Annotated in this window: 15 protein-coding genes; 3 read left to right on the top strand and 12 right to left on the bottom strand. The window is 62.1% G+C overall.

Going from position 1 to position 14,549, the window contains the following annotated elements; genetic code table 11:
- Positions 1-114 precede the first annotated feature (114 nt).
- The 5 genes from MRY75_RS05530 to crcB all read right to left on the bottom strand — a co-directional run bounded on the left by MRY75_RS05530 (position 115) and on the right by crcB (position 4,137).
- Complete coding sequence (locus MRY75_RS05530; protein ID WP_292306143.1) at positions 115-1,134, bottom strand: amino acid ABC transporter substrate-binding protein; 1,020 nt, start codon at positions 1,132-1,134, stop codon at positions 115-117.
- Positions 1,135-1,314: 180 nt separating this feature from the next.
- On the bottom strand, positions 1,315-2,037 hold the full coding sequence (locus MRY75_RS05535; protein ID WP_292306144.1) for an ATP12 family chaperone protein: 723 nt from the start codon (positions 2,035-2,037) through the stop codon (positions 1,315-1,317).
- Positions 2,034-2,717 carry an HAD-IA family hydrolase gene (locus tag MRY75_RS05540; RefSeq protein ID WP_292306145.1) on the bottom strand — a complete coding sequence of 228 codons (684 nt, stop codon included), beginning with the start codon at positions 2,715-2,717 and terminating at the stop codon, positions 2,034-2,036. The genes MRY75_RS05535 and MRY75_RS05540 overlap by 4 nt, the downstream gene beginning before the upstream one ends.
- Positions 2,717-3,760: an RluA family pseudouridine synthase gene (locus MRY75_RS05545; RefSeq protein ID WP_292306146.1), complete on the bottom strand. Its 1,044-nt coding sequence runs from the start codon at positions 3,758-3,760 to the stop codon at positions 2,717-2,719. Before MRY75_RS05545 ends, MRY75_RS05540 begins: the two co-directional genes overlap by 1 nt.
- Positions 3,757-4,137 carry a fluoride efflux transporter CrcB gene (crcB, locus tag MRY75_RS05550; RefSeq protein ID WP_292306147.1) on the bottom strand — a complete coding sequence of 127 codons (381 nt, stop codon included), beginning with the start codon at positions 4,135-4,137 and terminating at the stop codon, positions 3,757-3,759. The genes MRY75_RS05545 and crcB overlap by 4 nt, the downstream gene beginning before the upstream one ends.
- 100 nt (positions 4,138-4,237) lie before the next feature.
- Between crcB and MRY75_RS05555 the strand changes: the two genes are divergently transcribed.
- The gene (locus tag MRY75_RS05555; RefSeq protein ID WP_292306148.1) at positions 4,238-5,602 is read left to right on the top strand and encodes a multicopper oxidase family protein; all 1,365 of its coding nucleotides are present in this window, start codon (positions 4,238-4,240) and stop codon (positions 5,600-5,602) included.
- Here the strand turns inward: MRY75_RS05555 and MRY75_RS05560 are convergent, their stop codons facing one another.
- Positions 5,603-6,907 carry a replication-associated recombination protein A gene (locus tag MRY75_RS05560; RefSeq protein ID WP_292306149.1) on the bottom strand — a complete coding sequence of 435 codons (1,305 nt, stop codon included), beginning with the start codon at positions 6,905-6,907 and terminating at the stop codon, positions 5,603-5,605.
- Between the two features lie 2 nt (positions 6,908-6,909).
- Positions 6,910-8,307, bottom strand: coding sequence for a trypsin-like peptidase domain-containing protein (locus MRY75_RS05565; protein ID WP_292306150.1), 1,398 nt, complete (start codon positions 8,305-8,307; stop codon positions 6,910-6,912).
- Between the two features lie 165 nt (positions 8,308-8,472).
- Here MRY75_RS05565 and MRY75_RS05570 point away from each other — a divergent pair, with 165 nt between their 5' ends.
- Positions 8,473-8,682, top strand: coding sequence for a TOBE domain-containing protein (locus tag MRY75_RS05570; protein WP_292306151.1), 210 nt, complete (start codon positions 8,473-8,475; stop codon positions 8,680-8,682).
- On the opposite strand, the gene MRY75_RS05575 is transcribed toward MRY75_RS05570, so the two are convergent.
- The 5 genes from MRY75_RS05575 to tsaA are packed head-to-tail and all read right to left on the bottom strand — an operon-like array spanning position 8,637 to position 12,791.
- Positions 8,637-9,461 carry an ABC transporter ATP-binding protein gene (locus tag MRY75_RS05575; protein ID WP_292306152.1) on the bottom strand — a complete coding sequence of 275 codons (825 nt, stop codon included), beginning with the start codon at positions 9,459-9,461 and terminating at the stop codon, positions 8,637-8,639. The two genes, MRY75_RS05570 and MRY75_RS05575, sit on opposite strands and share 46 nt — an antisense overlap.
- Complete coding sequence (locus MRY75_RS05580; RefSeq protein WP_292306153.1) at positions 9,461-10,483, bottom strand: iron ABC transporter permease; 1,023 nt, start codon at positions 10,481-10,483, stop codon at positions 9,461-9,463. The genes MRY75_RS05575 and MRY75_RS05580 overlap by 1 nt, the downstream gene beginning before the upstream one ends.
- Positions 10,456-11,484 (bottom strand): iron ABC transporter substrate-binding protein, encoded by a 1,029-nt coding sequence (locus MRY75_RS05585; RefSeq protein WP_292306154.1) that lies wholly within the window; start codon positions 11,482-11,484, stop codon positions 10,456-10,458. Before MRY75_RS05585 ends, MRY75_RS05580 begins: the two co-directional genes overlap by 28 nt.
- Position 11,485: 1 nt before the next feature.
- Positions 11,486-12,277, bottom strand: coding sequence for a molybdate ABC transporter substrate-binding protein (locus tag MRY75_RS05590; protein ID WP_292306155.1), 792 nt, complete (start codon positions 12,275-12,277; stop codon positions 11,486-11,488).
- A 16-nt stretch (positions 12,278-12,293) separates the two neighbouring features.
- The gene (gene tsaA / locus MRY75_RS05595) at positions 12,294-12,791 is read right to left on the bottom strand and encodes a tRNA (N6-threonylcarbamoyladenosine(37)-N6)-methyltransferase TrmO (RefSeq protein ID WP_292306156.1); all 498 of its coding nucleotides are present in this window, start codon (positions 12,789-12,791) and stop codon (positions 12,294-12,296) included.
- 866 nt (positions 12,792-13,657) lie between these two features.
- Here tsaA and MRY75_RS05600 point away from each other — a divergent pair.
- Positions 13,658-14,494 carry an MBL fold metallo-hydrolase gene (locus tag MRY75_RS05600; protein WP_292306157.1) on the top strand — a complete coding sequence of 279 codons (837 nt, stop codon included), beginning with the start codon at positions 13,658-13,660 and terminating at the stop codon, positions 14,492-14,494.
- The last annotated feature ends 55 nt before the right edge of the window (positions 14,495-14,549 follow it).

Genomic DNA, 14,549 nt, shown 5'->3' on the forward strand with positions numbered 1-14,549 from the left:
TTTTCCGGATTCTCTTGGCGGCGCTTGACGCGCTCTACTGCCTGATCCGAAGGCTTTTTGTTTGATTTGAAAAAGGGCGCGGAGTGACCCGCGCCCTTTTCCGTAGTCCCGGTCTTAGCGGAAGGGCGGGCTGTAGAGCAGGCCGCCTTCGGTCCACTGCGCGTTCAGACCGCGCGCCAGACCGATCGGTGTATTCTCACCGATGTTCTTCTCGAAGAGTTCACCGTAGTTGCCGCCAGCCATGATCGCTTTGACGGCCCAGTCAGCTTCGAGGCCCAGCATCGCGCCAAGCGTGCCTTCTGTGCCCAGCAGACGGTTGATTTCCGGGTTGCTGCCCGGCGCTGCCGCGAGTTCGGCCACATTCGCCGAGGTCACGCCCAGCTCTTCGGCGGCGATCAGCGCGTTCAGGGTCCAGCGCGCGATGTCGCCCCACTGGTTGTCGCCGTGCCGGACGAGCGGACCAAGTGGCTCCTTGGAGATGATTTCCGGCAGAACGACGTGGTCGCCCGGGTTTTCAAATGCAGCGCGTGTTGCGGCAAGGCCCGACGCGTCGGTCGTGTACACGTCGCACGCACCTTCGAGATAGAGCGGCTGTGCTTCGGCGTTCGTCTCGATCGGAACCGGCTCATAGCTGATGTTGTTGGCACGGAAGAAGTCCGCGAGGTTCAGCTCAGTCGTGGTGCCCGTCTGGATGCAGACGGTTGCGCCATCAAGCTCTTTCGCCGAGGACACACCCAGTTCTTTCGGAACCATGAAGCCCTGACCGTCATAGTAGTTGATGCCGACGAATTCGAAGCCGAGATCGACATCGCGCGAGAAGGTCCAGGTGGTGTTGCGTGCAAGCAGATCGATCTCACCGGACGCAAGAGCGGTAAAGCGTGTTTTGCCCGTGGTCGGAACGAATTCCACCGCGGTCGGATCGCCCAGAACGGCCGCTGCGACTGCCCGGCACACGCCGACGTCGAAGCCTTCCCATTCGCCGTTCGCATTCGGCGCTGCAAAACCGACAAGACCGGTCGTCACGCCGCAGTTCAGCTTGCCGCGTGCCTTCACGTCGTCAAGCGTGGCAGCCGACGCAACGCCAGCCGACAGGCCAGCAACGGTCATAGCGCCAAGAATTGCAATTTTTTTCATGTTTACCTCTTCCTGTTTTGCCCACGCCTGAAAGCGCGGTTTCTGACGAGCGCATAAGCGCCCATACGACGAAAGTAGGGAACCCCCCACTCGCGATGAGGCCGATTTTGCGAGGATTCATTCGCGGAGGTCAAGCCGCATAGCCTATTTTTTGATCACAGGACCCAAGTTTACCGAGCGTCAATCGGGCAACTGCCCGTTCAACAATCGCATGAATTCGCTGGCGTGCAAAAAGGCGGCCTTCTTGTATTCGGCCATCTCCATGGCCTCTTCGTCCTCGCCCCATTGCTCCTGCTGCCAAAGCTCGTCAACGCGCGATGCCGTCCAAAGCTCTTCGATCGGTTTGGCACCGGCCTTGGCCGCGAAACCGATGATCAAGGACCCGCTGATCGCCACGAGATCGTGGAACGCGGCCAGTTCGAATGCCGTCATTTCATGCACTTGGCGGCGCAAATGCGCAACGGCGGCGGGGTCCTGAGCAGCGTGCATGATGCCGACCCGTGTTTCGAGCCGGACACCCAGTTCGGTTTCCGCCCAGTCCAGAAGCGGGTCCCAATTGGCCTTCTGGCGATCCACAAGTTCGTCCGGCGCATCTGCGCGGTAACACAGAAGATCGCTGTCACCGTAATCGGCAAGCATGTCGGCAACCTCGGCATGCTGGATCATCACCTTGTCGATGGCCGCATTCGCGGTGCGCGTGAACGGCATGGTCCGTGGGTCGATGCGGTCGGTCTGCGCGTCGAATTCCTGGGCGATTCTCGCCGCGAGGGCTTCGCTCGGGACGGACAGCACGGTCTTGGCCGGTGTGCGCACCGGGCGGCCGTCCAGCGCCACGCCGAAGCCTTGGTCCGTGGCGCGTGCTTCGGCAGAGGTCCAGAATCGTTTCGGGGCCCATTCGGTCATGCGGGTTCCTCGCTCAAGCGGGTCAGCGTGGTCAACAGGTCATCCGCGGTGTCCACGATATGATCGGCGTCGGACAGATGCTCTGCCGGATGGTTGCCCCAGGTGACACCGATGGCGCGGACACCTGCCGCTTTGGCCATGCGGATGTCATAGCTGGTATCACCGATCATCACCGCATGCTGCGACATCACGCCAGTCTCGGACAACGCGGCAAAGAGCATCGAGGGATGCGGCTTGGACGGATGCGTGTCGGCAACCTGTGTGGACTGAAAGTACCGTTCAAGGCCATGCTGCGCGATGATGCGGTCCAGACCCCGCCGCGACATGCCCGTTGCCGTTGCAAGAAGCGTGTGGTCTTCGGCATGCAGGACATCGAGGACATCGCGCATGCCCGGAAAGAGGATGGCCTTGGCCTCGGGGCTTGCCGCATCGTGACGCGCCAACGACTCCGCGCGATAGGTGTCCGCAAGTGCTGCATGCACTGCCTCGGGCTGGTCTGGCACCAGCTGCGCCATGTATTCGGGCAAAGACAGACCGACGCCATGCAGGACCGCTTCGCGCGTCGGTTCTGGCAGATCATGTGCGGCAAAGGCGGCGCAGACGGCCTCCACGATATGGGCGCGGCTGTCCACCAACGTGCCGTCGACATCGAACACCACCAGCCGCAGCTGTTCCGGCATCACTCCACATCCTCGAACGGGTCTGCGGGCACATCGCGGGCATCCCATTGCAGGAAATCCCAAGTCCGCTCCATGTGTTCGGGCAACGGGGCCGTCACGGTCAGACGGGCGCCTGTCACGGGATGCTTGAACGAGATCGACCGCGCATGAAGATGCAGTTTGCGACTGATCGCGCCGCCAAGCATCGCGCCCCAGCCATCGCCCAGGTTTTCCTGCCCGGACCCGCCATATTTCCCATCCCCGATGATCGGATGGCCCAGCTCGGCCATGTGCGCGCGCAGCTGATGCGTCCGCCCCGTGATCGGAACCATCGCCACCCAGGCCGCCCGTTTGGCGAGCGCACTGAGAACGGCATAGTCCGTGGTCGCGTGTTTCGCGCCCTCGGTGGTGGGCACGTCTCGGGGATGCACCGCGCGCATCTTCTCGTTTTCGCCACCCGATCCGTGTCCCGGAGCCTTGACAAGCCCGAACTTGATCGTGCCCATCTGCGGAAACGGCACACCGGCGACAGCGGCCCAGTAAACCTTGCGGGTCTCGCGGGCACGGAAGGCTTCGGTCAGGGCCCCTGCCACTGCCCGGGTGCGCGCCAGAAGCAGAACGCCGGACGTGTCCTTGTCGAGCCTGTGGACCAGCCGCGGCTTTTCGTCGAGACCAAAGGTCAGGGCCTCTGCCAATCCATCGACATGGCGTGTCTGCTTGCTGCCGCCCTGCGTCGGAAGACCCGGCGGTTTGTTGAGCGCGATGATGTGATCGTCGCGGTAAAGCACCAGCGATTTCATCATCTCTGCGTCCTTGTCCGACACGGCAGGTTTGGCGCGCGACTGCACCTCTCCCGGCTGAGGAAGCGGCGGGATGCGCACTTCCTGCCCGGTCGCAAGCCGCGTGCTTGCCTTCACGCGCCCGCCATCGACCCGCACTTCACCCTTGCGGCACATCTTTTCGATGCGGCCCTGAGCCAGATGCGGGAAGAGCCGCTTCAGCCAGCGATCAAGGCGCTGATCCGAGTCCCCCGGCCCGACGGTGATGATCTGAACTTGGCTCATGCAAAGATACTCCGTGCCAGCCCGAGGCCCAGCGCCAGCCCACCGACGGACAGGGCGACCGAAAGCGCAACATACAGCATGGCCGACCCGACCTGCCCGCGCTCGATCAGGGTCATGGTTTCCAGCGAAAAGGCAGAGAAGGTCGTGAACCCACCAAGAAGGCCTGTCATGACGAAGGGCGACAGATGCGTCAGCCCACGATGCGCCGCCGCTGCAACGAAAACACCCATCAGGAAAGAGCCCACGATATTCACCGTCAGGATCGCGACCGGAAAGTCGCCCTGACCGATCAGGCGCAGGAGTCCCAACCCGGTCAGATACCGAAGCGCGGCACCGATCGCACCGCCAAGCGCCACAAGAGAAAGGGTTGTCACCATGCAGGCTCTGTCGCGCGGAGCCTCTGGGATGTCAAGCAATGCCCATTGCGCATTGGCCTTTGCCCGCTAGTGTTGACGCAACATCCTCGGAGGAGAAGACATGCAGCGTCGAGCGTTTCTGGGCAGCCTTGCCGCAGTGAGCCTCTTTACGCACAGTGGTTTTGCGCAATCCACTGCCACGCGGCTGCTGGCCGCACAGCATCGGCAGCAAATCCTGCCCTCGGGCTACCCCGACACCGAACTCTGGAGTTTTGACGCAGCCTTTCCCGGCCCGCTTCTGCGCGCCCGGCAGGGCGAGCGGCTTGCCGTGACGGTTGAGAACGCCCTGCCCCAACCGACGGCAGTGCATTGGCACGGTCTGCGGCTTGACAACAGGATGGACGGGGTACCTGGCCTGACGCAGGCACCGATCCCCGTGGGTGGCACATTCGACTATGACTTCGCCCTGCCCGATGCCGGAACCTATTGGTATCACAGCCATGCCAAGAGCATGGAACAGATCGAACGCGGCCTCTACGGGCCACTGATCATCGACGAGACCGACCCGCCGGACGTGGATCAGGACATCGCCCTGATCGTCGATGACATCCGCCTCGAGCAGGACGGCACAGTCGCCAGCTTCGACAATTTTCATGACCTGAGCCACGCCGGGCGCATCGGCAATCTGTGGCTGGCCAACGGGCAGATCGATCCATCCTTCCCCGTCAAACGTGGCGAGCGACTGCGCCTTCGCCTCATCAGCGCCGCCAATGCACGGGTCTTCACGTTGGGTCTGCAAGGCTTCGAAGGCGCCATCGTGGCGCTGGACGGGATGCCGCTGGCCGCGCCGCAATCGCTGCCGGACGAGCTGGTCCTGGCGCCAGCCCAACGGATCGACCTGATCGTCGATGTGACGACGGATGACGAAGAGGCGTTCCTGATCACCTTCGAACGCGACGGCGGTTATGCCATCGCCCATTTCCCGGTGTCCGGACCCTCCCGGGCCAGCCGCGGGTCCAGCGTCGTGCTGCCCCCCAATCCGGAATTCCCCATCGACCTTGCCACCGCCCGCACCGCAACCGTGTTGATCGAAGGCGGCGCCATGAGCGGCATGCGCGCCGCGCGTGTCGATGGCGAAGAGCTGGACGCCCGCGAACTGGCCGGGCGCGGCCTGTTCTGGGCGTTGAACGGCGTTGCCGGTCGACCCGAGACACCTCTGATCGACGTGTCTGTTGGCGAAAGCGTCCGGATCGGCATGGCAAACAACACGGCATTTCCCCATGCAATGCATCTGCACGGGATGCATTTCGCAGAGGTTCTTGGCGATGGAACCCTTGGCCCCCTGCGCGATACGATCCTGATCAATCCGAGGGACACCCGGGAAATCGCATTCCAGGCCCATAATCCGGGCGACTGGCTGTTCCATTGTCATATGCTGGCCCATCATCAGGGCGGCATGGGCACCTGGATTCGTGTCCGGGGCTGATCAGACGTTTCGCTTGGCGCGCAGCCGGGCAAAATACTCGATCCGCTTTTTGAGATCACGTTCGAACCCGCGCTCGACCGGCGCATAAAAATCCGTTCGACCCATGGATTCGGGAAAGTAATCCTGACCGGAAAAGCCATCTTCCGCATCGTGGTCATAGGCATATCCGGCCGAGTATCCCTGATCCTTCATCAGCTTGGTCGGCGCGTTCAGGATATGCTTTGGGGGAACCAGCGATCCTGTCTTCTTGGCGGCGGCCCGTGCCCCTTTGTAGGCCACGTAGACCGCGTTCGATTTCGGCGCGAGTGCGATATAGACCAGCGCCTGCGCGATCGCGAGCTCGCCCTCCGGGCTGCCCAGGCGTTCGAAGGTCTCCCAGCTTTGCAGGCACACAGCCTGCGCCTGTGGATCGGCCAGACCGATATCCTCGACCGCCATGCGGGTGATACGCCGGGCAAGATAGCGCGGGTCTTCACCGGCATCGAGCATCCGGGCAAACCAGTACAGCGCCGCGTCCGGGTCAGAGCCGCGCACGGATTTGTGCAGGGCTGAAATCAGATTGTAATGCGCGTCACCCGATTTGTCATACTGTGCGGCACGCTTCATCAACCTTTGGCTCAGCGCCGCGCTGTCAAGCGGCGTGTCCACGTGCCAGGCCATCACCTGTTCCACGAGATTGAGCAGCGCGCGCCCGTCGCCATCCGCCATGTCGAGCAGGTTCTCCCGCGCCGCACCGTCCAGCGGCAGGGTGCGCCCGAGTTCGACCTCGGCCCGTTCCGCCAGCCGTTCCAGATCAGCCGGATCAAGCCGTTCCAGAACGAGAACCTGCGCGCGGCTCAACAGAGCGGCGTTCAGCTCGAAGGACGGGTTCTCGGTGGTGGCACCGACCAGAAGGATGGTCCCGTCCTCCATATGCGGCAGAAACCCGTCCTGCTGCGCCTTGTTGAAGCGGTGGATTTCGTCGACGAACAACAGCGTCCCCTGCCCCGCCTTGCGCCGCTGTTTGGCCGCATCGAACACCTTGCGCAGTTCAGGCACACCCGAGAAAATCGCGCTGATCTGCACGAAATGCAGATCGGTCTCATCAGCAAGCAGACGCGCGATGGTGGTCTTGCCCACTCCCGGCGGCCCCCAGAAGATGACCGACCCGAGGCTCCCTGCCTCGAGCATCACGGTCAGGGGTGCTTCGGGACCGATGACCTGAGACTGGCCGATCACCTCGGACAGTTTGCGCGGTCGCAGCCTGTCGGCCAGGGGACGCGGCGCCTCGGACGCCGCATCGCCCGTATCGAAAAGATCCGCCACCGTCAGGCCCGGAACCGCAGGATCAGGCGCTGGCCATCGCGTTCTGCCTCGATCTGAACATTGGGCGCGGCCTGACGAAGCGCCGGGCCGACATCCGCAGGTGACTGGATCACAAATCGGTTCACCCGGCGGATCACGTCGCCGGTCTGCAATCCGACCCGCCGCCCCAGCGGACCGGGTTGAAGCACGACGATCCCGTCTTTCGTGAGCGGCAAACCAAGGTCATTGCTCACAGCGGGATTGATCCGCGCGATTTCAAGACCGACGAGAATATCGCGCTCTCCCAGAACGCGCCGCTCGGACGGCGGATCATCGGGGGGCGCAATCAGGGCAACAGAAGAGCGCAACACGTCGCCATTGCGCAGATAGGCCATCTCGACCGTTTTTCCCAACCCTTGCACGGACATGCGGAACAGCATTTCCGCCGGAGTATTGACCGGCTTTCCAGCAACCTCGACAACCACGTCGCCAACCGCGATGCCCGCCGCCGCAAGCGGACTCGCGGGGTGCAGGGCCGTGATGATCACGCCTTCAGGTCGCAAAAGACCGAGCCCGTCCGAGAGATCCGCATCGACTGGCTGACCCGTGGCTCCGGCCCATGGACGTTCGAACACGGTCTTGCCTGATCGAGCCTGTTCAAGAAACTGCGCGACAAGGGCTGCCGGAATGGCAAAGCCGATCCCGTTCGATCCACCGGAGCGGGTCAGGATCGATGTGTTGATCCCGATCATCCGACCCGCGACATCAATCAGCGCACCGCCCGAGTTGCCCGGATTGATGGGCGCGTCGGTTTGAATGAAATAGCCGCGTCCTGTACCGGTCGCCGTGCCCGAGCGCGCCAATCCAGAAACGATCCCCGACGAAACGGTCTGCCCGACACCGAACGGGTTGCCGATGGCCAGAACCAGTTCGCCGACCTCTACCGTGTCGCTGTCGCGAAGTGGCAGAAAGGGCATGTCCTCGGCGTCAACCTTGAGGATCGCAAGGTCCGCCTCTTCGTCCCCGATGAGCACCCGCGCCTGGTATTCGCGGCGGTCATTCAGCACAACGCGGATGTCATCCGCCTGTCCCACGACGTGATAGTTCGACACCACGAACCCGTCAGCAGAGACAATCACACCCGATCCCAGGGAATTCTGGACACGCGGACGCGGCGCGCCGAAGTCGCGGAAGAGGCCACCGAAAAAAGGATCCCCGTCGAACGGGCTGCGGCGCGCCTGAACCACGCGCCGCGCATAGATATTTACCACCGCAGGCGCGGCTTCCTTGACGAGCGGGGCAAAGGACAGGCTGATCTCGGCCCAGGAGCCCGGCACACGTGGCGCATCTTCGGCTTGCGCAAGTCCCGGCCCGGACACCAGAGCCAACAGGAGCGCGCAGATGAGTCTGATCCCAGCCATGGCGTGGATATGTCGCCCGATCGAGATTTTTGCAAGACTGTCCTCGGCGCATGTTCGTCAGTCATTCGGACACGAATTATTGATCTCAATACGGTTCGGTCTTCAGCGCGCTGACAATTTCCTGTTTACTGTCCCGCGAACTTCAAACTTGTGAGTGGGGACGCAATGAAACTCAGCGCACGCAACAAACTGCCCGGCACAATCACGGCCATCGACAAGGGGGCCGTCAATTCCACCGTTCAGATCGATCTCGGCGGCGGCGCCACGGTGACGGCGATGATCACCAACGCCTCGGTTGAAGAGCTGGGACTGGACGTCGGCAAGACAGCCTATGCCATCGTGAAGGCTTCGGACGTCATCGTCGGGGCAGACTGACGCCCGAGTGACGGAAGGCAGACCTTGCGGCCGGAGCCCGTGGTTTCGACGCTGACCGGCAACCCGTACACATGGCTGAGATTGGTCGCAGTCAGAACGTCATCAGCCGTCCCGTCGGCATGGGGTCTGCCGTCCTTCATCAATAGAACCCGGGCATCCAGCGCAAAGGCCTGATCCGGATCATGCGTTGACAGGATCACGCCACGCCCTTCGGCTGCAGCGCCCGAGACCAAAGCGGCAACCTGCGCCAGCACCTGCGCCTGATTGCCGAAGTCCAGACTTGCCGTCGGCTCATCCATGACGATCAACGTCGCGTCCTGCGCAAGGGCGCGCGCGATCAAGACAAGCTGCCGCTGCCCCCCCGACAGGCGCGAATAATCCCGATGTGCGAGATCTCCGATGCCCAGTTGTTGCAGCGCCCGCATTGCCGCGTCGCGGTCACGCTGCCCGGGTTGTCCGAACGCGCCCAGTCGCGCGGTGCGGCCCATCAACACCACCTCCAGCGCCGCGAACGGAAAAGGCGGCGCATGCGCCTGCGGAACATACGCAATCTGGCGCGCGATTTCGGCCCGCCTTTGTGCCGCAATCGGTGTGCCCCCAAGCAGAACCTCTCCGGACAATGCGGGCAGCAGGCCAAGGAGCGTGCGGAACAACGTGGTCTTGCCGCAACCGTTCGGGCCAAGCAGGCAGAGGATATCCCCAGCGTTGACGGAAAGGCTCAAACCCACACCGATTTCGGTGGCACCATATCCGATGGCAAGGTCGCGGGCCTCGAGCATCACGCCCACCCACGGCGGCCGCGCGCCAACAACCAGACGAAGAATGGTGCACCGATCACGGCGGTCAGAATACCCAGAGGCACCTCGACCTGGGCGATGGTGCGGGCCAGCGTATCGACAATGAGCAGGTAGCCCGCCCCGATCAACACCGCGACCGGCAGAAGCCGCCCGAAACCCGGCCCGACCAGCATCCGCGCGATATGGGGGATGACAAGGCCGACCCAGCCGACAACCCCTGCTAGAGCGGTGACGCTTGCCGTGATCAGCGTCGCCGCAGCGATGACGAGAAAGCGCGTGCGCCCCACCTCGATCCCTAGCGCACGAGCCTCTTCGTCACCAAGGCTGAGGACGTTGATCCGCCAGCGCAGAAGCGCCAGAGGGATCAGACCGATGAACACCATCGGCAAGGCGGGCAGGATATCTTCGGTGGTGATCGCTGCAAGGGAGCCGAGGAGCCAAAAGGTGATGGCGGGCAATTGGTCATAGGGATCGGCCATGACCTTGAGCAGAGAGGTTGCAGCACCCGCCAGCGCGCCGATCACCACGCCGATCAGCACCAGCGTCAGCGTCCGGTCCGTATTGCGAACCATCGAAGCCACGAGGGTCACCACGCCAACCGCTGCCATACCACCGACAAACGCAGACGCCTGAATGGCCGCGACCGGCAGCGACAGGAAAATGCCAGCCACCGCACCAAGCCCGGCACCGGCCGAGACCCCCAGGATGTCGGGCGAGACAAGCGGATTGCGAAAGAGCGCCTGATAGCTCGCCCCGGCAGCAGCCAGCGCCGCACCGACCAGAAGGGCGGCGGCAACGCGCGGCACGCGGATGTTCCAGACGACGATTGCGGCCTGCGCGTCGCCCTGCCCAAGGAGCGCCATCACGGTCTGACTGGGCGACAGCGCGAAGGGACCGATCATCACAGCGACAAAGGCCAACGCCGCGAGACACACCGTCAGAACCCCCGTCAGAGACAGGACGGGCCGTCCAAGGCTTACAGCGGCGGTCGTCCCTCGGCCCATTCGAGCAGCCTTTCAAGTTCTTCGTCGCTCAGATCAACATGATAATAGAGCTTGTAGAAGTCACGGGTATCCTCGCGCAGATCGCCCTGCCATTTGTCCGGATAGAGCAAACCTGCCATCCAGATCAGTCCCATCATCCGGTTGAGCGACGGCGGCCGGTCGATCCAGCCGAAAGGCGCGGTGGGCGACAGATAGACCCGCCCGTCACGCACCGCGTCGATCCCCTGCCAGAGCGGATCGTCGAAGACCTTGCCATAGAAGATCGGATCCCACGTCACGATGGTGTCGGGGTTGGCCACGATCACCTGTTCCATCGAAGCCTGCACCAACCCGCGTGTGGCGCCCCCATCATCCGCCACGTTGCGTCCGCCCGCGCGTTCGATGATCTCGGTGTTGATCGAGCCCTTCATGCCCGTCTCCAGCCCCTCTGGCCCACGGGCAAGGTAAACGCGCGGCCGGTCGTCCTCGGGCACGTCATCGAGGATCGCGTCGATCCGGGCGAACGTTGCTTCGACATCCGCCGCCAGCGCCTCGCCCCGCTCCGGCACGCCCAGCGCTTCGCCAAGCAGCCGCAGTGCGGCGGGTGTGTTCTCGAACCGCCCGTCGATCAGGATATAGGGAATACCGGTCTGCTCCTGCACACGGTTGGCGAGATCGACATAGGTGTCGCGCACGGAACCGAAATCGATGATGAGATCGGGCCGGATCTGCAGCACCCGCTCAAGGTTCGCCTCACCACCGCGTCCTGTCAGACGTCCGGTCTCGGGAATGTCGCGATAAGGCGCAGCAATATAGTCCCGTTCTTCCGGGCGCAGTGCGCGCGGCCACCCGGTGAGCGCCTCCGGCTTCATGATGTAGACAAGGATGGAAGCCGGCGGTCCCGCTGCGAAGACGGTGTTCACCTCCTCCGGGATCTCGACAACGCGTCCGGCACTGTCCGTGATTTCGCGCGCCTGAACTGGCAAAGCAAGCATGGCAAGAAGCAGTACGAGAAGTCGCATATCAGTTCTCCTTCGGCAGGGCTGGGGCGTCAAAACCGTATTCCGAGAGTATGGATTGCCCGGCCGGGGACAGGATGTGCATCGCAAACCTCCAGGCATCCGAAGATGCGCCATCAAGGACGATCAAGCCGTAATCCGCGCCGACCGACACCGCTTCGGGCACCTGAACGATCTGAAGCTCGGGAACCTCCTTCCGGGCCAGAACCGCATTGGTGCAGTAGGTCAGAAAGACATCTGCCTGATCACTGTCCAGAACCCAGGCATAGGCGTTGCGGCCCTCGGGTGGTGTGGCGCTGTCCGCACCCCCGGTGAGTTGCAACGCTTTTGCCTTGAGCGCATCGGCATGCCCGGACTTGTCGAAAAGCTCGAATGCATAGTCGCCGGACGGGTCCGCCTTCGGTGTCGATGTACCGAGACGCACATCGTCCGACAGAATGACATCGAGCAGCGTATCGGTTGAGACCGCAACTTTCGGTCTTGCCAGTGCACACAGGCGATTGCGCGCAAAAAGGGCAACCGGTCCCCCGTTTCCGGCAGCTTCAAGTGTTCTCGGGTGGCGCATGTTCGCCGACGCGAAAACGTGGGCCGTTTCTCCGGCTTCGATGCGCTCCCGCATGAGTCCCGACGGCCCGAAGGTCGACGAAACCGGAATACCGTATGTCCTGGTAAAGTCCTCGGACACATCCGACAGCGCAGCTTTGAGGCTGCCTGCAGCAAAGAGCGAAACCTCGTCTGCCATGGCCGGTGTCATGGCCAGCCCCATAACAGCTCCGAGGACACGTAATGTCCGCATTGTGCCCCCCCCATGTTCAGTCGTCTTGGATGTGCGAGTCACCCGGTTTCGGAGGAGCTTTCGGCGTGAACGCGCAGCGGTCCGGCTTGATGTCGATCAGAGGTGTTCCATCCAGGCAATCGAGTCCGCGCACAACGAGCGTGCCCGCCTCGATCCTTTCGAGCTTCACGATCGAGGTCCCGATCGGGTTGGGCCGGACCGGTGACCGCAAGGCGAACGTACCGACGGTCCGCCCGTCACTCTTCGGGCTTTGCGACACCAAGTCACGGCGGCTCTTGTCAAGCCAATAGAGCACCTCAATCGTCGGATAGTCATCGAGCCCATTCAGTGCATCGTGCCACACCGAATCCAGCACGAGGCGGCATTCGGGACCGTCATGTCGCCCTTGCCGAGGACAGTCGTCGCGGTGCGTCCAGGGTGTGCGGACCCTGCCGATGAAGCGCAGGACCGCATCCGAGGCTGGCGCCAGATCGACCACTTTCTCGTTGGCGCGAAGGTCACTTGGATCGCTCAAACTCACCCCCGGAAATTATGCATGATTATGCGCATCGATTCGATGCGCTATGCCGCGTCCTGAGAATTATTGAGGACAAAACAGCAAGAAATCCAGTCTCGACACGTCATCTTCATTCCACATTCCACTGGCGCTTCGGAATCTGTGCACTCAAAAGGGACGTCCTGCAGGCCATAACCCCTCGCCTGACAGATGGAGAAAGCCAAATTCCAGCGAAGGCATCTCCCGGTCGCACCAGTTGACTTTTGTTGAGAGCGCCAGACGCTGCGGCCAAAGCGCCATGAACTCTAGTGGCGTTTTTTGCCCAGTGCAGAGACTGCACCGCCTGTCAGCACCTGACGAGTGCAGTCAGGAAACTGCGAATTTTGCACTGGTCCTCACAAGCCTGCCGATGGAAGCGACTGGTGTATCGCGAAAGACCCGGGACCCGGTCATTTCTCGGTTCTTGACAACTGCTGAACCAATTCGGCCAGCCCACTTTTGAACCTCCTTGCTGAAGAGAAGCGCAAACGGCTCCAATTCAGATTTGCGCGTCGCATCGAACCAGTCTTGCGGTGGAGAATATGAAGAAATTCTTCATCTAAGCATTAAAATTGCGATATAGCATTAGGATGCATAATCAATAAAGTGTCACAAGATCGGGCAATCGTGCCGGGGTTGCCTGACTCGGGGCATCCGTTCGGCGGAACCCGAAATGCCATCACGATGCATCTTGCCCAGACAGAATGGCAGCACTGCGTAACTTGGAACAAGGATTTGGGCAGGCGCTGTGGTTTGCCCGGAGCGACCGCACAAGAGCGAAAGAGACATATCATCACTGTTTCGAGCGAAGCCGTGAACCCAGTCAGAAAAGGACGCCGCAGACAATGGCGGGAAAAACCTACCCCAAACCCAAGTCCCCCCAAGAGTACCTCGTTCAGGGGTGTGATCGGCCTTGGGAGGTGGAAATCGCGCCGTTTCGCGTGTCGCCGAACGTTTATTATGTCGGGAACAACTGGGTTGGTGGCTATCTGATCCGAACCGATGAAGGGCTGATGCTGATCGACACGACCATGCACGCGCAGATCTACCTGCTTCTGGAGAGCATCAGGCAGCTGGGCTTCGACCCGCGTGACATCAAGATGATCCTCGTCACACACGGCCATTACGATCATCACGGCGGGGTCCGCCCGATTGCGGAATATACCGGTGCCAAGGTCTTCTTCCCCAAGGAAGACGAATACATGCTGACCGAACAGCCGGAACTTCAATTCACTTTGGGCTATGCCTGTGGCGAGTTCGAGATCGACGAGTATTACGCCGACAACAAGCCGATCACGTTGGGGCACGTGACCGTCCACACCGTCCACACACCGGGCCACACGGCTGGCACCACCTCGATGTTCATCGAGGACCGCGACGAGAACGGCAAGAGCTTCGTCGTCGGGCTGCATGGCGGCGTTGGTCTGGGCAGCGTAACGGATGCCTATTTCGAGGAATACGGCCAGCCAAAATCGCTGCAGGACGACTATCTGGCCAGCCTGCACAAGTTGCGCGGCCGCAAAGTGGACATCGCCGTCGCGTTGCACCCCAGCCATCTGGGGATGTTCGAGAAAATCGGCGAGGACCGGCTGGACTTCACACCTTTCCATGACCCCTCGGTCTGGGAGGCGTTCATCGACCATCGGATCAAGCTGTTTGAGGACATGAAAGCGGCAAGCTGAGAGGAACGCCGCTTTCGACACGAGTTCGAGGCTGCATTGGCACGTCAAGTGCGGC

The organism is Marivita sp. (assembly GCF_022763305.1).
In the GTDB taxonomy this organism is placed as follows: Bacteria; Pseudomonadota; Alphaproteobacteria; order Rhodobacterales; family Rhodobacteraceae; genus Marivita.

Bases quoted from the DNA above. Each gene is read 5' to 3' on its own strand.
- MRY75_RS05535 (WP_292306144.1), bottom strand. From the start codon at position 2,037: ATGACCGAATGGGCCCCGAAACGATTCTGGACCTCTGCCGAAGCACGC.
- crcB (WP_292306147.1), bottom strand. From the start codon at position 4,137: ATGGTGACAACCCTTTCTCTTGTGGCGCTTGGCGGTGCGATCGGTGCC.
- MRY75_RS05590 (WP_292306155.1), bottom strand. From the start codon at position 12,277: ATGCGGACATTACGTGTCCTCGGAGCTGTTATGGGGCTGGCCATGACA.
- MRY75_RS05555 (WP_292306148.1), top strand. From the start codon at position 4,238: ATGCAGCGTCGAGCGTTTCTGGGCAGCCTTGCCGCAGTGAGCCTCTTT.
- MRY75_RS05575 (WP_292306152.1), bottom strand. From the start codon at position 9,461: ATGCTCGAGGCCCGCGACCTTGCCATCGGATATGGTGCCACCGAAATC.
- MRY75_RS05570 (WP_292306151.1), top strand. From the start codon at position 8,473: ATGAAACTCAGCGCACGCAACAAACTGCCCGGCACAATCACGGCCATC.
- MRY75_RS05585 (WP_292306154.1), bottom strand. From the start codon at position 11,484: ATGCGACTTCTCGTACTGCTTCTTGCCATGCTTGCTTTGCCAGTTCAG.
- MRY75_RS05600 (WP_292306157.1), top strand. From the start codon at position 13,658: ATGGCGGGAAAAACCTACCCCAAACCCAAGTCCCCCCAAGAGTACCTC.
- MRY75_RS05565 (WP_292306150.1), bottom strand. From the start codon at position 8,307: ATGGCTGGGATCAGACTCATCTGCGCGCTCCTGTTGGCTCTGGTGTCC.
- MRY75_RS05545 (WP_292306146.1), bottom strand. From the start codon at position 3,760: ATGAGCCAAGTTCAGATCATCACCGTCGGGCCGGGGGACTCGGATCAG.
- MRY75_RS05580 (WP_292306153.1), bottom strand. From the start codon at position 10,483: ATGGGCCGAGGGACGACCGCCGCTGTAAGCCTTGGACGGCCCGTCCTG.
- MRY75_RS05530 (WP_292306143.1), bottom strand. From the start codon at position 1,134: ATGAAAAAAATTGCAATTCTTGGCGCTATGACCGTTGCTGGCCTGTCG.
- MRY75_RS05540 (WP_292306145.1), bottom strand. From the start codon at position 2,717: ATGCCGGAACAGCTGCGGCTGGTGGTGTTCGATGTCGACGGCACGTTG.